Annotated in this window: 14 protein-coding genes; 6 read left to right on the plus strand and 8 right to left on the minus strand. The window is 55.2% G+C overall.

Annotation, left to right across the window (positions count from 1 at the left end):
- Nucleotides 1–21: 21 nt before the first annotated feature.
- Nucleotides 22–549 carry a winged helix-turn-helix transcriptional regulator gene (locus AC1RKC_RS05020; protein ID WP_115059242.1) on the plus strand — a complete coding sequence of 176 codons (528 nt, stop codon included), beginning with the start codon at nucleotides 22–24 and terminating at the stop codon, nucleotides 547–549.
- The gene (fabF, locus tag AC1RKC_RS05025; protein ID WP_115059244.1) at nucleotides 546–1,820 is read left to right on the plus strand and encodes a beta-ketoacyl-ACP synthase II; all 1,275 of its coding nucleotides are present in this window, start codon (nucleotides 546–548) and stop codon (nucleotides 1,818–1,820) included. Before AC1RKC_RS05020 ends, fabF begins: the two co-directional genes overlap by 4 nt.
- A 64-nt stretch (nucleotides 1,821–1,884) precedes the next feature.
- Here the strand turns inward: fabF and rmf are convergent, their stop codons facing one another.
- The 6 genes from rmf to rlmKL form a co-directional block, all read right to left on the minus strand.
- On the minus strand, nucleotides 1,885–2,055 hold the full coding sequence (gene rmf, locus AC1RKC_RS05030) for a ribosome modulation factor (RefSeq protein ID WP_071827009.1): 171 nt from the start codon (nucleotides 2,053–2,055) through the stop codon (nucleotides 1,885–1,887).
- Nucleotides 2,056–2,326: 271 nt separating this feature from the next.
- Nucleotides 2,327–2,884 carry a membrane integrity-associated transporter subunit PqiC gene (pqiC, locus tag AC1RKC_RS05035; RefSeq protein ID WP_044549599.1) on the minus strand — a complete coding sequence of 186 codons (558 nt, stop codon included), beginning with the start codon at nucleotides 2,882–2,884 and terminating at the stop codon, nucleotides 2,327–2,329.
- Nucleotides 2,881–4,524 carry an intermembrane transport protein PqiB gene (gene pqiB, locus AC1RKC_RS05040; RefSeq protein WP_020826166.1) on the minus strand — a complete coding sequence of 548 codons (1,644 nt, stop codon included), beginning with the start codon at nucleotides 4,522–4,524 and terminating at the stop codon, nucleotides 2,881–2,883. The genes pqiC and pqiB overlap by 4 nt, the downstream gene beginning before the upstream one ends.
- On the minus strand, nucleotides 4,511–5,827 hold the full coding sequence (pqiA, locus tag AC1RKC_RS05045; RefSeq protein ID WP_020826165.1) for a membrane integrity-associated transporter subunit PqiA: 1,317 nt from the start codon (nucleotides 5,825–5,827) through the stop codon (nucleotides 4,511–4,513). The genes pqiB and pqiA overlap by 14 nt, the downstream gene beginning before the upstream one ends.
- Nucleotides 5,828–5,901: 74 nt before the next feature.
- The gene (locus AC1RKC_RS05050) at nucleotides 5,902–7,806 is read right to left on the minus strand and encodes an ABC transporter ATP-binding protein (RefSeq protein WP_046373980.1); all 1,905 of its coding nucleotides are present in this window, start codon (nucleotides 7,804–7,806) and stop codon (nucleotides 5,902–5,904) included.
- Nucleotides 7,807–7,811: 5 nt separating this feature from the next.
- Nucleotides 7,812–9,932, minus strand: coding sequence for a bifunctional 23S rRNA (guanine(2069)-N(7))-methyltransferase RlmK/23S rRNA (guanine(2445)-N(2))-methyltransferase RlmL (rlmKL, locus tag AC1RKC_RS05055; protein ID WP_144408541.1), 2,121 nt, complete (start codon nucleotides 9,930–9,932; stop codon nucleotides 7,812–7,814).
- Between the two features lie 103 nt (nucleotides 9,933–10,035).
- On the opposite strand from rlmKL, the gene AC1RKC_RS05060 reads away from it, so the two are divergent.
- Nucleotides 10,036–11,139 carry a YcbX family protein gene (locus AC1RKC_RS05060; protein ID WP_020826162.1) on the plus strand — a complete coding sequence of 368 codons (1,104 nt, stop codon included), beginning with the start codon at nucleotides 10,036–10,038 and terminating at the stop codon, nucleotides 11,137–11,139.
- 6 nt (nucleotides 11,140–11,145) lie between these two features.
- On the opposite strand, the gene AC1RKC_RS05065 is transcribed toward AC1RKC_RS05060, so the two are convergent.
- Both AC1RKC_RS05065 and pyrD read right to left on the minus strand, forming a co-directional pair.
- The gene (locus AC1RKC_RS05065; RefSeq protein WP_020826161.1) at nucleotides 11,146–11,694 is read right to left on the minus strand and encodes a cell division protein ZapC; all 549 of its coding nucleotides are present in this window, start codon (nucleotides 11,692–11,694) and stop codon (nucleotides 11,146–11,148) included.
- A gap of 175 nt (nucleotides 11,695–11,869) precedes the next feature.
- Nucleotides 11,870–12,880 (minus strand): quinone-dependent dihydroorotate dehydrogenase, encoded by a 1,011-nt coding sequence (pyrD, locus tag AC1RKC_RS05070; protein WP_020826160.1) that lies wholly within the window; start codon nucleotides 12,878–12,880, stop codon nucleotides 11,870–11,872.
- Between the two features lie 259 nt (nucleotides 12,881–13,139).
- On the opposite strand from pyrD, the gene ssuE reads away from it, so the two are divergent.
- Genes ssuE through ssuD form a run of 3 tightly spaced genes read left to right on the plus strand, consistent with a single transcriptional unit; the run spans nucleotide 13,140 to nucleotide 15,875 of the window.
- Nucleotides 13,140–13,718, plus strand: coding sequence for an NADPH-dependent FMN reductase (gene ssuE / locus AC1RKC_RS05075; RefSeq protein ID WP_261135164.1), 579 nt, complete (start codon nucleotides 13,140–13,142; stop codon nucleotides 13,716–13,718).
- 26 nt (nucleotides 13,719–13,744) lie between these two features.
- A complete protein-coding gene (locus AC1RKC_RS05080; RefSeq protein WP_020826158.1) occupies nucleotides 13,745–14,710 on the plus strand; it encodes a sulfonate ABC transporter substrate-binding protein in 966 nt (321 codons plus the stop codon).
- 16 nt (nucleotides 14,711–14,726) lie between these two features.
- Nucleotides 14,727–15,875 (plus strand): FMNH2-dependent alkanesulfonate monooxygenase, encoded by a 1,149-nt coding sequence (gene ssuD, locus AC1RKC_RS05085; RefSeq protein WP_020826157.1) that lies wholly within the window; start codon nucleotides 14,727–14,729, stop codon nucleotides 15,873–15,875.
- Nucleotides 15,876–15,881: the final 6 nt, after the last annotated feature.

Consider the following 15,881-nt stretch of genomic DNA (forward strand, 5'->3'; position numbering starts at 1 on the left):
GTAGTTACCAGGAGGTATGCCATGCAGAAAACCCGTTTTGACAACATGCCATGCCCAGTAGCCCGCTCACTGGACCGCGTGGGAGAATGGTGGAGTATCCTGATTCTTCGCGATGCGTTCCATGGCCTATCGCGGTTTGATGAATTCCAGCAAAGCCTGGGGCTTTCGCCCACCATATTGACCCGACGCCTGAGATACCTGGTGGAAAGCGGTATCCTGCATAAGCAGCGATATCAAACCCGGCCGATACGGTATGAGTATCTGCTGACCGAACGCGGCAAGGATTTCTTCCCAGTGCTCGCGGCCCTGTTCCATTGGGGAAATACCCATCTGGCCGATGACGGCATTAGCGCGGAACTGGTCGACCGCCGTACCGGGCAGCCAATACGCGTAGAACTGATCGACAGCATTACCCGGCAGCCTATCGCGCTGCATAATATTACCTTAGCGCCAGGGCCGGCAGCGACCGACGGTATGCGCCAACGCGCGGCCCTGATGCAGCAGAACCTTTCTGCATTCCCCCCCGAATCATCCAAGGAGTCACTATGAACAGTCGTCGTATAGTCATTACCGGCATGGGCGCCGTTTCGCCACTGGGATGCGGCGTAGAGGCTATCTGGCAGCGTCTGCTGAATGGCCAGTCCGGTATTCGTCCGCTCCCGGAAGAGATCGTTGCCGACCTGCAGGTTAAAATCGGCGGGCAGGTGCCTTCACTGGAGCAGGACGCCGAGGCAGGTTTTGACCCCGACAGCTCCGTACCGCCAAAAGACCAAAAGAAAATGGACCGCTTTATTCTGCTGGCGATGGCGGCGGCCGATGAGGCTATTCGTCAGGCAGGCTGGACAGCGGATACGGAAGATAAGCAGGAGCGCACCGCAACCGTGATTGCCTCCGGTATCGGTGGCTTTCCGGCGATTGCTCACGCGGTGCGTACCACCGACAGCCGGGGTGCCAAACGCCTTTCGCCATTTACCATTCCTTCGTTCCTGGTCAATCTGGCGGCCGGTCATGTGTCTATTAAGCACCAGTTCAAGGGCCCGATCGGTGCCCCCGTTACCGCTTGTGCAGCAGGCGTCCAGGCTATTGGTGACGCGGTACGCATGATTCGTAACGATGAGGCCGATATCGCGCTGTGTGGCGGTACAGAAGCCGCAATCGACACCGTCAGCCTCGGGGGCTTTGCCGCAGCGCGCGCCATGTCCACGACGTCACCTGAAGAGGCAGAAAAAGCCTCCCGGCCATTCGACAGTGCCCGCAACGGTTTTGTCATGGGGGAAGGTGCCGGCATGTTGGTTATTGAAACGCTGGAACATGCGCTGGCGCGTGGTGCCACACCACTGGCAGAAATTGTCGGCTACGGTACCAGTGCCGATGCCTACCACATGACCTCCGGTGCTGAAGACGGTGACGGCGCCTATCGCGCAATGAAAATTGCGCTGAAACAGGCCGGTGTCACACCGGAGCAAATTCAGCACCTGAATGCCCACGCGACCTCAACACCCGTCGGTGATTTGGGTGAGATCAACGCCATTAAACACCTGTTCGGTACCGGGGGCAGCATAGCCATCACGTCGACCAAATCTGCTACGGGACATTTACTCGGGGCTGCAGGCGGGCTGGAAACCATATTTACGGCGCTGGCACTGCGCGATCAGATCGCACCAGCCACGCTGAATCTGGATAATCCAGACCCGGCGGCCGAGGGATTGCATTTGGTGGCCAATAAAGCGCAACCAATGACCATCAACTACGCGCTGTCGAACGGCTTTGGCTTTGGCGGCGTGAATGCGAGTATCTTGCTGAAACGCTGGCAGGAATAAGACTGTTTAAACAAAAACCTCCGCCCGGAGCGGAGGTTATTCCTTTTTTTTGACAGAGAGCCGCTTAAGCGGTCACAGCCCTGTCTTCCATGGCTTCTCGCCAACCTCCCAGCCATTGAGACCGGGCGTCCACAGATGATTGGTAGGGACAATATTCCCTAGAACGCCCTAAGATACCTGCCTGATAACCTCGTGAATGCGCCCTTTCCAGACGATCGCGTTTCTGTCTCTTCATGCCTCGTTTCCCTCATATTTGGTCTGGTGGAAAGAAAACAATGGCTGCTTTTTGTGCAGCCACGTATAAGCAATAGCGCTAAATGAAGGGAAGATCAATGCGCAAAATTCACGCCAATGTCATATTTGTGAGCTACACACGCAGAATTGGCTAAGTGGCTGATATGCCGGGAAAGAGGTTAACTTATTGAAATAAAATAAAAATCCCTCCCGACGAAAAGTTTTAATATTTTTCATCGGAAGGGATTAGACCTTTTTAGTCCAAATTATGACTAAAAACGACCGGCCTGCGAGGCGATGGACTGCGCCTCTTGCTGCCAGCCTTGCGCCAAGGTACGGACTAACGCATCGTAACCATCCTCGCCCTGTTTCAGCTCCAGGCTGAATGGCCGTTTGGTCAGCTTGCCTTGATGACTCAGCACCCATTCGCCACGAATAATCGCCTTGCCATCAAAACGACCATGGAAACCGCTGACCGTCACGTTCAACACATCCTGATCGCTGCTCATCGGTTGGGAGGAGACCACCCAGCCCGGCAATGCGCTGCTCAGGTTAGTGACCAGCGTTTGCTGCAGCTGCTGGTCGAGCGGGCTGGCCCACAGGTTATTCTGAGCAATAACGTACTGCACATCATTGGTTTGATAAACCACCCCGTTCTGCGCCAGATAATCCGCCACGGTGACGTGTTCCAACCACAGTTGGCGAGAAGTCTCACCGCCGCTCACCTGTGTCGGCGCACCCAGCGCCGGCAGTTGGTAATAGGTTTTCTGTGGTGTGCTGCTACAGGCGCTGAGTACCAGCGCCAGGGCTACAGGAATCCATTTCATCATTTATTGGCCTTCTTCGGCTGAGGATCGTTACTGCCCGCGGCTTCAAATACCAGCGCGTTGCTCTTTTCGTTCAGAGTGCGCAGCACTGGCTGCAACTCACGCAGCACCTGATCGAGACGTTGCATATCGCCGACCATCTTGTTGTAGGCCGGTGAACCTGGCTGGAAGCCTTTCATGCTGCGATTCAGCTCCTGCAGCGTTTTCTGCATATCCTGCGGCAGTGCCTTCATCTCTTTGCTGGCGATGATGTCGTTCAACGATTTCATGGTCTGTTGCGTCGACTTCATGGTTTTCTGACTTTCCGCCAGGGTCTTGGTCGCTTCATTGATCATCGGATTCAATGGCATCGCGTTGATCTTATCCAAGGTCTGCATCAGTTTCTGTTGGATCTGCGCCAGACCGCCGCTGGTGGTCGGCATCAACGGATAACCAAACAGCTCACGCGGCCCTTTCCACGGTTTCTCCTGCGGATAGAAATCCAGATCGATATACAGTGAACCGGTTAGCAGGTTGGCAGATTTCAGCGCAGCACGCATACCGCGAGATTCAGCATCTTTCAGATGGCCTTCAATATCGAAATTGCCGCCCAACTGTTTTTGGAAGCGATCGGGTTCGATGCGGATCAACACCGGGATCCGGTAGTCGTTATCCAGACGCTGCATCATACCTTCTTTATAGAATGGTACTTGCGCCACGGTCCCCAAACGGATGCCGCGGAACTCAACTGGCGCCCCCGGCTGCAGGCCACGGATCGAGTCGGAGAAGAACATCAGGTAATCTTTGTGTACGGTGTACAACGAATCCTGGATGCTGCGTTGGTTATCGAACAGCTGATATTCGGTTTTCTCTTTTACCTGCTCACCGCGATCCCAACCGTCCGGCACGTCAAAGCTGACGCCACCGCTGAACAGCGTAGCCAGGGATCCCATTTCTACCCGCATCCCCTGCGCGGACATGTCGAAGGCCACGCCGCTGTCTTTCCAGAAGCGAACGTTGCTGGTCACCAGTTGGTCGTAAGGAGCGGAGACGAACAGCTGATAGCGCATGGCGCGCATTTTCGGATCAAAATAGCTGGTCTCTACCGAGCCAACGCGGTAGCCACGGAACAATACCGGATCGCCGGCATTCAACTGCCCCGATTTCTCACTGTCCAGTATGATGCGCAACCCTTTGGCGTCCGGAGAAGCCAACGGTGGTGCATCCAGCAGTTGGTAATCGTTTTTCTCTTTGCCTTTTTTGCCCGGCTGCAGCTCGATGTAAGCACCAGACAGCAACGTACCCAGACCGGAAATACCTTCACGGCCAATCTGCGGTTTCACCACCCAGAAGGCGGTATCCTCGCGCAGCAATTTCTCCATGCCGGAGTTTAACCGAGCCTGCACCACCACCTTGCTCAGGTCATCGCTCAGGGTCACGGTTTCCACTACACCGACGTCAACGCTACGGCTGGTGATTTTGGTTTTACCCGCCTCCAAACCTTCAGCGGTTGTGGTGACCAGCGTCACCTGAGGCCCCTGGTGGCTGAAATGGTAAAACAGGATCCAGGCGCCGATCAGCGCAGTGACGATGGGGATAATCCACACCGGCGACCAGCGCTTGATCTTTTCAACGTCCGCGACGCTATGATTATTTTCCGTCACCTTGCGGCTCCTTTTTTATTGTTTCATTTACGCGATCCCAGGTCAGCCGGGGGTCAAACGTCATGGCAGCAAACATAGTGAGGATCACCACCATGGCGAACAGCAGTGCGCCAGTAGCAGGATAAATACTCATCAATTGTCCCATCCGTACCAATGCCGAAAGCACGGCAATCACAAACACGTCGATCATTGACCAGCGGCCAACGAATTCAACCACTTCATAAATCAGGTGCATCCGTTCGCTATCAGCCCGGGGTTTATGCCTGCCGTTAGCATCCCAGCACAACCAGCCAATCGCCAACATTTTCAACGACGGCACCATGATGCTGGCGATGAAGATCACCATCGCCACCGGATAAGATCCCTCGCCCCACAGCAGGATCACCCCGGCCATGATGGTAGAGGTGATTTTGTTGCCCAGGGCTTCGGTAACCATAATAGGCAGCAGATTAGCCGGAATATACAGCATGATAGAGGTGACAAGCAGTGCCAATGTCCATTGCAAACTGTGGCGACGACGGACATAACCTTTGGTGTGGCAACGCGGACAACGGGTCATCTCGGCCGGCAGAATCGCCGTACAGCATTGGCAAGAGCGCAGGCCCTGGCGCAACCCGATGTGCCCAACCTGCATTGGACGATCGAGCCGCGGTGCAGGTTCAATGTCATTCCATAACCAGCGGCGATCGACACATTGGAAGGCGCGCACCTGCAGCAGGCAGAACAGGCAATAAGGCACAAAGCTGCTGCCGATACCGATATCACCATAGGCCATCAGCTTGACGAAGCTGACCAACACCCCTGCGAGGAAAATCTCCACCATGCACCAGGTTTTAAACTGGAACAGCATCTTGGCCATCCACTCTTTCAGGCCAAGGGGGATACGCACTCGGGCACACAGCACAATGATCGCCACCATGCAGAATGCAGGGATCAACTGTACGAACACCATAAACAACGTGGCCATGCTGGCGTAGTCTTCCGCCACCATCACCTGCGGGATCTGGATCAGTTTGATTTCGTTACCGAGGCCGGCAACGCGCATATTGATAAACGGGAAAATATTCGCCAGCAGAAGCATGAACAATGCGCTGAGTGCATAGCCGATTGGCCGCTTGCGCGGTTCCTGCCAGCGGGAGCTGAGGGTCGTTTTACAACGCGGGCATACCGCTTTTGAACCATATGCCAGCGGCGGCAAGGCCACCAACATGTCGCATTGTGGACACAGCATCAGATTGTCCTGTTGCTGTTTTGCGTGTGTTGCGTGACTGTGCTGCTCGTGATTCTCGTGGGAACACACCATAATCCTCCTTAACAACGTCGCTCACCGGTACGGCAATACCGTCCGCAGCAGCGCGCGGACGGTATTCTCAACGGTTAGCCGTTTTTCATCGCTTCCAACTCTTCCCAACGGGCGAAGGCTTCTTCCAACGCTCCTTCGGCGGCAGCCAGCGCCGTCAACACCTGTTGTGTTTCGCTGTGGGGGCGCGTGAAGAAATCAGCATCGCTCATTTGCGCCTGCAGTGCTTCAATTTCCGCTTCCAGCTGTTCAAGGCGTTGCGGCAACTGTTCCAGTTCGCGTAACAAGTTATAGCTCAGTTTAGCCGCCGGTTTCTTGGGCTGTTCAGCCTTTTTCTCCGCCGCCGGCTTATTCTGTTCAGCCGCGACCTGGCGAATAGGTTTTGCCGTTGCGCGCTGGTGGTGCGCATCGTAATAACCACCGACAAAGGTGCTGATCTCGCCGTTGCCTTCAAAGATCCAGCACTCGGTCACGGAGTTGTCGACGAATTGACGATCGTGGCTCACCAGCAGCACGGTGCCCTGATAGCCATCGATCAACTCTTCCAGCAGCTCCAGCGTTTCGACGTCAAGATCGTTGGTTGGTTCATCGAGAATCAATAAGTTGCTTGGCTTCAGGAACAGCTTGGCCAGCAACAGACGGTTACGCTCGCCGCCTGACAATGCTTTCACCGGCGTCATGGCGCGTTTCGGATGGAACAGGAAGTCCTGCAGATAGCCCAGTACGTGACGGGAACGGCCATTGACCATCACTTCCTGCTTGCCTTCTGCCAGGTTGTCCATCACCGTACGTTCCGGATCCAGTTCGGCGCGGTGCTGGTCGAAGTAGGCCACTTCAAGCTTGGTGCCGCAGTGTACGCGACCGCTGTCGGCCTTCAACTGGCCAAGCATCAGCTTCAGCAAGGTCGTCTTGCCGCAGCCGTTCGGACCGACCAGGGCAATCTTGTCGCCGCGCTGCACCTGAGCGGAGAAATTGCGCACCAGCACTTTGCCGCCGACCTGATAGTTGACATCTTCCATCTCGAACACGATCTTGCCGGAGCGTACCGCTTCTTCAACCTGCATTTTGGCGGTGCCCATCACTTCACGACGTTCTGAACGCTCGTTACGTAATGCCTTCAGCGCACGTACGCGGCCTTCGTTACGGGTACGACGCGCCTTGATGCCCTGACGGATCCACACTTCTTCCTGCGCCAGCTTGCGGTCGAATTCGGCGTTTTGCAGCTCTTCTACGCGCAGCGCTTCTTCTTTGCTCAGCAGATACAGATCATAATTGCCCGGCCAGGACACCAGCTTGCCACGGTCGAGATCGACAATGCGCGTCGCCATGTTGCGGATAAAGGAACGGTCGTGGGAAATGAACACGATGCTGCCCTGGAACTCTTTCAGGAAGCCTTCCAGCCAGTCGATGGTGGTAATGTCCAGGTGGTTGGTCGGTTCGTCCAGCAGCAATACGCGTGGAGAGCTGACCAGCGCGCGTCCCAGCGCCGCTTTACGCAGCCAACCGCCGGACAGCGAGGAAAGCTCAGCGTCCCCGTTCAGGCCCAGCTGCAGCAACACTTCGCTGATGCGGCTGTCGAGTTGCCAAAGCCCCTGGTGATCGAGGATTTCCATAATCTGCGCCATACGCGTCAGGTTTTTTTCGCTCGGATCGGTTTCCACCAAGTGCGAAATCGCGTGATAGGCCTTCAGGTGTTCCGCCTGTTCGGCCACGCCTTCGGCCACGAAATCGAATACTGTCCCGCCGATATTGCGCGGGGGATCCTGTTGCAGACGCGCAACGATCAGATCTTGCTCGTAAATCACCCGGCCATCGTCCAGCGGAATTTCTTTACCGAGGATCTTCAACAGCGTGGATTTACCGGCGCCATTACGCCCAACCAGACAAACGCGTTCGTTGTCTTCAATATGAATTTCGGTGTTATCTAAAAGCGGCGCATCGCTGAATGACAGCCAGGCACCGGACATGCTGATTAACGACATAGTAATTATTTTCCTTCGCTGGCGTGGGTAACCAGCCAGCAGTTATGAATTTGACGGTTACGGGCAAAGTCCTGCGACTGCGTCTGGGCGGTAATTTCTTTCGCCTCCAGACCCAGGGCGCTCAGGCCGGCCATATCCATCTGGAAACCGCGCTTGTTGTTCGAGAACATGATGGTCCCGTTACGACGCAGCAACCGTTTCAAATCTTGCATCAGCACCAGGTGATCGCGCTGAACGTCAAAAGTGTTCTCCATCCGCTTGGAGTTGGAGAAGGTCGGCGGATCGATAAAGATCACGTCGAATTGTTCGTCGGCATTTTGCAGCCATGACAGGCAATCCGCATGGATCAATCTGTGCTGTTTGCCGGTCAGGCCGTTAACGCGCAGGTTTTTCTCTGCCCATTCGAGATAGGTACGCGACATATCCACCGTGGTGGTACTGCGCGCGCCACCCAATCCGGCGTGTACGCTGGCGGTGCCGGTATAGGCGAACAGGTTGAGGAAGTCTTTGCCCTTGCTCATCTCACCCAGCATGCGGCGAGCAATACGGTGGTCGAGGAACAGGCCGGTATCGAGATAGTCAGTCAGGTTCACCCACAGCTTGGCGTTAAACTCTTCCACCAGCAGGAACTCACCCTTCTGCGCCAGTTTTTCATACTGGTTTTTGCCTTTCTGGCGCTCACGGGTTTTCAGGATCAACTGATTGGACGGCAATTCCAGCACCGCCAGCGTGGCATTGATCACATCGAACAGACGTTGACGCGCTTTCTGCGCATCGATGGTTTTCGGCGGCGCATACTCTTGTACCACCACCTTGCTGCCGTAGCGGTCTACCGCCACGTTGTATTCCGGCAGGTCAGCATCATACAGGCGATAGCATTCAATGCCCTGCTGTTTGGCCCACTTGTCGAGCTTCTTCAGGTTCTTGCGCAGGCGGTTGGCAAAATCTTCCGCTACCTGAATACCGCCGGAGCCCTGTGGGTTCTCCGCCAGTTGGTAATTTTTCTGCACGCAGTCCAGCGGGCCATTTTTGGCCTTGAACTGGCGTTCGGCACGCAGTTGCAGGCAGCTCAGCAGTTCCGGCGATGCGCTGAACAATGACAACTGCCAGCCGCCGAATGCGCTCTTCATGATACGGCCCAGCATATTATGCAAGGCGATCAGCGCCGGTTCACTTTCCAGACGCTCGCCGTACGGCGGGTTGCACACTACGGTGCCCGTCGGGCCTTCCGGCAGTGGATTGGTCAGTTTGGCGACGTCGTTGACGTTAAAGGTAATCAGTTCGGCAACGCCTGCACGACGGGCATTGCCGCGCGCCATTTCAATCACCCGACGATCGATATCAGAACCGAAGAAACGTGAGGTGGTTTCTTGCAAGCCACGGCGTGCACGGACCTGCGCTTCGGTGATCACTTCGCGCCACAGATCGACGTTATGGCCATTCCAGGCGGTAAAGCCCCAATGTTGACGGTGCAGACCCGGAGCGCGATCGGAAGCTATCATCGCCGCTTCGATCAATAGCGTCCCCGAGCCACACATAGGATCAAGCATCGGAGTCCCCGGCTGCCAGCCGGAACGTTGCACAATCGCCGCCGCCAGGCTCTCTTTCAGCGGTGCCTGGCCGGTCAGATCACGGTAGCCACGTTGATGCAGGCCTTCACCGCTCAGATCGAGCGCCACGCTGGCCATATCGCGCTGCAGGAACACATTGACGCGAATATCCGGCTGCTGCTTCGCAACCGTCGGACGCTGGTCGAGTTTGCGAGTGAAGCTGTCGACGATGGCGTCCTTAACCTTCAACGCACCATATTGGCTGTTGCGGATCTCTTCGTTCACGCCGCTGAAATGCACGGCGAAGGTTTTATCCACGCCGAAAATGTTAGTCCAGTCGATCGCCTGCACACCCAGATACAGATCCAGATCGCTGTGCACGCGGAATTCATTCAGCGGCAGCAAAATACGTGAGGCCAGACGGCTCCACAGCAAGCTTTGGTACAGAAGACGATCGTCACCCTGAAAATGTACCCCACCCTGCACTACTTTACAGGCGTGAGCGCCCAGCGCTTCCAGTTCGCTTTTTAACAGTTCTTCCAGTCCACGCGCCGTGCTGGCAAACAGAGAGTTCATATCGTACTTATCACCAAAAAGAAAATTGTTGCGCATTATAGCTAATCCAGACCGCTTGTCATAAAGTTGCTCCCTTCTATTTAATAATCGCACGGGGATAAGGGTGATTACGCTTTCGAAAATTTACGTTCATCCGGTGAAATCGCTTCGTGGTTTGCAGCTTTCGCACGCGCAGGCTTCCAGCAGTGGATTGGCTTTCGACCGTACCTTTATGATCACCGAACCGGATGGCACCTTTATTACCGCGCGCCAATATCCGCAAATGGTGATGTTCACCCCGGCTCTGCTGCCCGATGGGCTATTTCTGACCGCGCCGGACGGAGAAAGTGCGGCCATCCGCTTCAGCGATTTCGCCCCTGAGGCGCAACCGACCGAAGTTTGGGGCAATCATTTCACCGCCCTGATTGCGCCGGCAGCGATTAACAGCTGGCTGAGCGGTTATTTCCAGCGTGAAGTGCAGCTGCGTTGGCTTGGCCCCGAGCTGACCCGCCGCGTGAAAAAACACCCGGAAATCCCCCTTTCTTTCGCCGACGGCTATCCTTATTTGCTGATCAACGAAGCCTCATTCAACGATTTGCAGCAACGTTGCCCCGGCAGCATCAAGCTTGAGCAGTTCCGCCCCAATCTGGTGGTCACCGGCGCGAATGCCTGGGCCGAGGATGGTTGGCAGGTGATCCGCGTCGGTGACGTGATGTTTGATCTGGTCAAACCCTGTAGCCGCTGCGTGTTGACCACCGTCAGCACCGAACGTGGGCGCAAGCACCCAAGCGGCGAACCACTAAGCACTCTGCAGAAATTCCGCACGGCTGATAACGGCGATATCGATTTTGGCCAGAATATGGTGGCGCGCAGCAGCGGTATTATCCGCGTCGGCGATAGAGTAGAAGTGTTATCCACCAAGCCGCCACGCCCGTATGGCGCTGGAAAAGTGGTTGAGAGCGTGCAGGCACCGCAGGACAGTGAACATAGCGTCACTATCGAATACGCGGGAACGGTGTTTACCGGCAATAATCAGCAGATCTTACTGGAGCAGTTGGAACAGCAAGGGCTCCGCGTGCCTTATTCATGCCGTGCGGGAATTTGCGGAAGTTGTCGCATCACTTTGGTCAGTGGCGAAGTGGCGCCGCTGAAGAAAAGTGCGGTAGCCAACAATGGCACCATCCTTTGCTGCAGCTGTATTCCAAAAAGCGATTTGACGCTGGCGTAATCGCCGTTATACCGCCCTGTCGTAAGCCGGGGCGGAGGTTTCATCTTGCGCGCAGGGTTTAAGGCGATCGTGCATCACTTTGATGGCGTCACCCAGAACCATAGTGCGACCAGCGACGGAGAGTTGGTTTTGCGCCAGCAGGCACAGGCTGGCGTTATCACCGGCTTCCACCACCAGCAGACGCGCTTCAACGCCGCTCTCCATCACCTTCACCGCCGCTAATTCGCCATTTTTCGGCTGCAACGGGTAATGCTGCTGCGAGAAATGCCAGCTTTTCGGCATCAGCGGTTTTAGGAAGCGATAGGCCACCAGGGCATTTAATACCAGTTCGGCGCGTTGTTCATGGCTGAGCTTTATCTGTTTGCACTGCTCTTCATAATTAAAATAAAGCGCCGCGTCATCCACACAGAAAGAACACTCATCAAAGGCATCCGGGGTTAACATTTTGGCAGGAAAACGCGAGCGGAAGATCATCCCATTGGCTAAATCCAGCATTAGCCGATCGTGTTCGGCGTCAAAATACCAACGCCAATTATCGTCAGGTTTTATCTTCATGTCTTATCCTTCTCGCTGCCCATGCCACGCCGTATTTACCCTAAAAGGTGATTTTATCACCACTCAAGTCGCTTAAACATCGGATAATTCCGCGAACGATATTTATGCTAGTGGACAAAATATAGACGAGCCGGGGGAAGAAATAAACCCCCGGCTGAAAATGAAAGGAAAAATATTAGATGTAGTTAACGATATCTTTAATCAGGCGCGGACCTTTGAAGATAAATCCGGAATAAATTTGTACCAGCGAAGCACCGGCCGCCATTTTTTCCCGTGCGGCCATCAGGGAATCAATTCCGCCAACGCCGATAATCGGTAAACGCCCTTGCAGCTCTAGCGACAAACGACGAATCACTTCGGTGCTGCTCGCCTGCAGCGGACGACCACTCAGGCCCCCCATTTGCTCGCAATAATTCAGCCCCTGGATCAATTTACGATCCAGCGTGGTATTGGTCGCGATCACACCATCAATATTATGGCGCACCAAACTGTCGGCTATTTGGATCAATTCTTCTTCTGAAAGATCCGGCGCGATCTTTACCGCCACCGGCACATATTTGTGATGGCGCGCATGCAATTCCTGCTGCTTATTTTTAATGGCGGCCAAAAGATCGTCTAACGCTTCGCCGTACTGTAAGGATCGTAACCCCGGCGTATTGGGTGACGAAATGTTAATCGCGATATAACCGGCATACGGATAAACTTTATCCATACAGATCAGATAATCGTCTTTTCCTTGCTCGACCGGGGTATCTTTATTCTTACCGATATTAATCCCCAGAATACCGCCGAAATGGGATTTCTTAACGTTTTCAACCAGATTATCCACGCCCTGGTTATTAAAGCCCATTCGGTTGATCAGGCCTTCCGCTTCCACGATGCGGAACAGACGCGGTTTGTCATTGCCCGACTGCGGGCGTGGCGTCACGGTGCCAACTTCGACAAAGCCAAAGCCCATGGCACCGAATGCGTCGATGCACTCGCCGTCTTTATCCAGGCCGGCGGCCAAACCCAAAGGATTTTTAAAAGAGAGCCCCATACAGCTTACTGGCTTGGTCGGCACAGACTGGCGAATAACAAATTCTAACGGGGTGCCGGTGACGCGGCGGAGCTGATGAAAAGTCAATTCATGCGCACGCTCGGGATCGAGCTGGAACAACGCTTTTCTGATGAGGGGGTAGTACATGTACTCTCCTGATTTCCCGGTTGCAAACCGGGGGCGTATTATCCGGTATCCCTTGGCCAATTGGAATTGATTAAAAGCAAAAAAAGCGTTTTTAACGCAATCGTTTCCCCTTACGGGGAGCCAATGCCCCGCCAATCCGCATTTACGCATATCAAAATCAAAAAATGAGATTTAAGTAACCCGCCCCTTTGCTGATAGGTTTAAAACACTTCTCGACGATTTTTTAATTAAACCTAACTTTTAGTTATAAGGAGTGGTAATGCGCGTTATATCACTGTCCGGCAGCCCTCGCATCCCATCACGTTCAGCGGCCCTGCTTTCCTTGAGTAAAAATTGGTTGCAGCAGCAAGGCGTAGAAGTGATCTCCTACACCCTGCACGACTTTGATGCAGAAGACTTGCTGTACGCCAATTTCAATAGCCCGGCGATAAAAGCCTTTACCGAGCAACTGGCTTTGGCCGACGGCCTGTTGGTCTCTACGCCGGTGTATAAGGCCTCGTTTTCCGGTGCGCTGAAAACCCTGCTGGATCTGCTGCCGGAGCGAGCGCTTGACCATAAGGTGGTGTTACCCCTGGCCACCGGCGGTTCTATTGGTCATATGTTGGCAGTGGACTATGCCCTTAAGCCGGTGTTGGCGGCATTGAAAGCTCAGGAAGTGCTGCACGGGGTGTTCGCCGACGATAGCCAGGTGGCGTTGAGCGGTGAAGATATCACGCTGTCCGACGGGCTGGCATCGCGGTTGGAAGAAGCCCTGGAAAGCTTCTACCTGGCACTCGGTCGCCGTAAACCGCCCCAGGTAAAACTCTCCCCGTCTCTGTTTGCACGTCAAACCGCCTGACAGCACGCTCTATATAAGGAAAGAGAATGACGCGACTTTCATCACTTGGCCGTTGGCTTGGCACTGGCGCTTTGGCCGGCATCATCTCACTGGCGTGGATCAATTCCGCCAGCGCACAGGATCCGGCGCAGTTTCGTATTGGTTATCAAAAAGGATCGGTCAGTCTGGTATTGGCAAAATCCCACCGCCTGCTGGAACAGCGTTTCCCCACTACCAAAATCAGTTGGATCGAATTCCCCGCCGGCCCGCAGATGCTTGAGGCGTTGAACGTCGGCAGTATCGATCTGGGCAGCACCGGCGATATTCCGCCGATCTTTGCCCAGGCCGCCGGGGCGGATCTGCTGTATGTCGGCGTAGAGCCACCTAAACCCAAGGCGGAAGTGATCCTGGTGCCGGAAAATAGCCCGATCAAAACCGTCGCTGATTTGAAAGGCCACAAGGTCGCCTTCCAGAAAGGCTCCAGTTCCCACAACCTGCTGCTGCGTTCGCTGCAAAAAGCCGGACTGAAATTCACCGATATCCAACCGGTTTACCTGACGCCGGCAGATGCCCGCGCCGCATTCCAGCAGGGCAACGTCGATGCCTGGACCATCTGGGACCCGTACTATTCCGCAGCCTTGTTGCAGGGTGGCGTGCGGGTGCTGGGTGACGGCACCGATTTGAATCAAACCGGCTCCTTCTATCTGGCGGTGCGCACTTATACCGAAGCTAACGGGCCGTTTATTCAGCAGGTGCTCGATGAGTTGACCAAAGCGGATGCGCTGACTCAAAGCGACCGGGCGCAAAGCGTCACGCTGCTGGCGAACGCCATGGGGCTGCCGGAAAAAGTGATCTCGTCTTATTTGGATCACCGTCCACCGACCGCCATCAAACCGCTGGACGCACGCACCATTGCCGCCCAGCAGCAAACCGCCGATCTGTTTTACGCCAACCGTCTGGTGCCCGTGAAGGTCGATATCTCGCAACGCATCTGGCGCCCGAGCGCACAATAATTTTGGAGAATAGACGATGAGCCTGAACGTATTCTGGTTTTTACCAACCCATGGCGACGGCCACTATCTCGGCAGCACCGAAGGCGCGCGCAGCGTTGATTACGGCTATTTGCAGCAAATTGCCCAAGCGGCCGATCGACTGGGGTTCGGCGGCGTGTTGATCCCCACCGGCCGTTCTTGTGAAGACTCTTGGCTCGTGGCCGCATCGTTAATTCCTGTTACTCAACGGCTGAAATTCCTGGTGGCTTTGCGCCCCGGCATAATTTCGCCCACCCTGGCAGCTCGCCAGGCAGCGACGCTGGATCGTCTTTCCAATGGTCGAGCGTTGTTCAACCTGGTTACCGGCGGCGATCCCGAGGAGCTGGCGGCGGAAGGGCTGCATCTGAATCACGAAGAACGTTACGAGGCTTCGGCAGAGTTCACCCACGTTTGGCGAAAGGTGCTGGAAGGGGAAACCGTCGATTTCGATGGTAAGCATATTCAGGTGAAGGGGGCAAAGCTGCTGTACCCGCCGGTGCAACAACCGCGTCCGCCGCTGTATTTCGGCGGATCCTCTGCCGCTGCGCAGGATCTGGCCGCCGAACAGGTTGAAATGTACCTCACCTGGGGAGAACCCCCGGCGCAGGTGAAAGAAAAAATTGCCGAGGTCCGCGCCAAAGCGGCGGCTAAAGGTCGCAAGGTGCGCTTCGGTATTCGCCTGCACGTGATCGTGCGTGAAACTACCGAAGAAGCCTGGCGTGCAGCAGACCGACTGATTGCCAATCTGGATGAAAAAACCATCGCCGATGCACAAAAGGCATTTGCCCGCTTTGACTCTGTAGGGCAACGACGCATGGCAGCGCTGCACGGCGGCAAAAAAGACAATCTGGAGATCAGCCCCAATCTGTGGGCCGGGGTGGGCTTGGTCCGTGGCGGGGCCGGTACTGCCCTGGTCGGCGACGGCCCGACGGTGGCGGCGCGCATGCAGGAATATGCCGATCTGGGCATCGATACCTTTATCCTGTCCGGCTACCCGCATCTGGAAGAGGCCTATCGCGTCGGCGAACTGCTGTTCCCCCATCTTGACCTGGTGGAAAACCAAATCCCCACGCAGCGCAAACCGGTCAAGGCCCAGGGAGAAGTGGTGGCCAATATCTATATTCCGCAAAAAGCGTCGCAAAGCTGAGGAGCC

The organism is Serratia sp. GW822-FHT06E05, assembly GCF_058799445.1.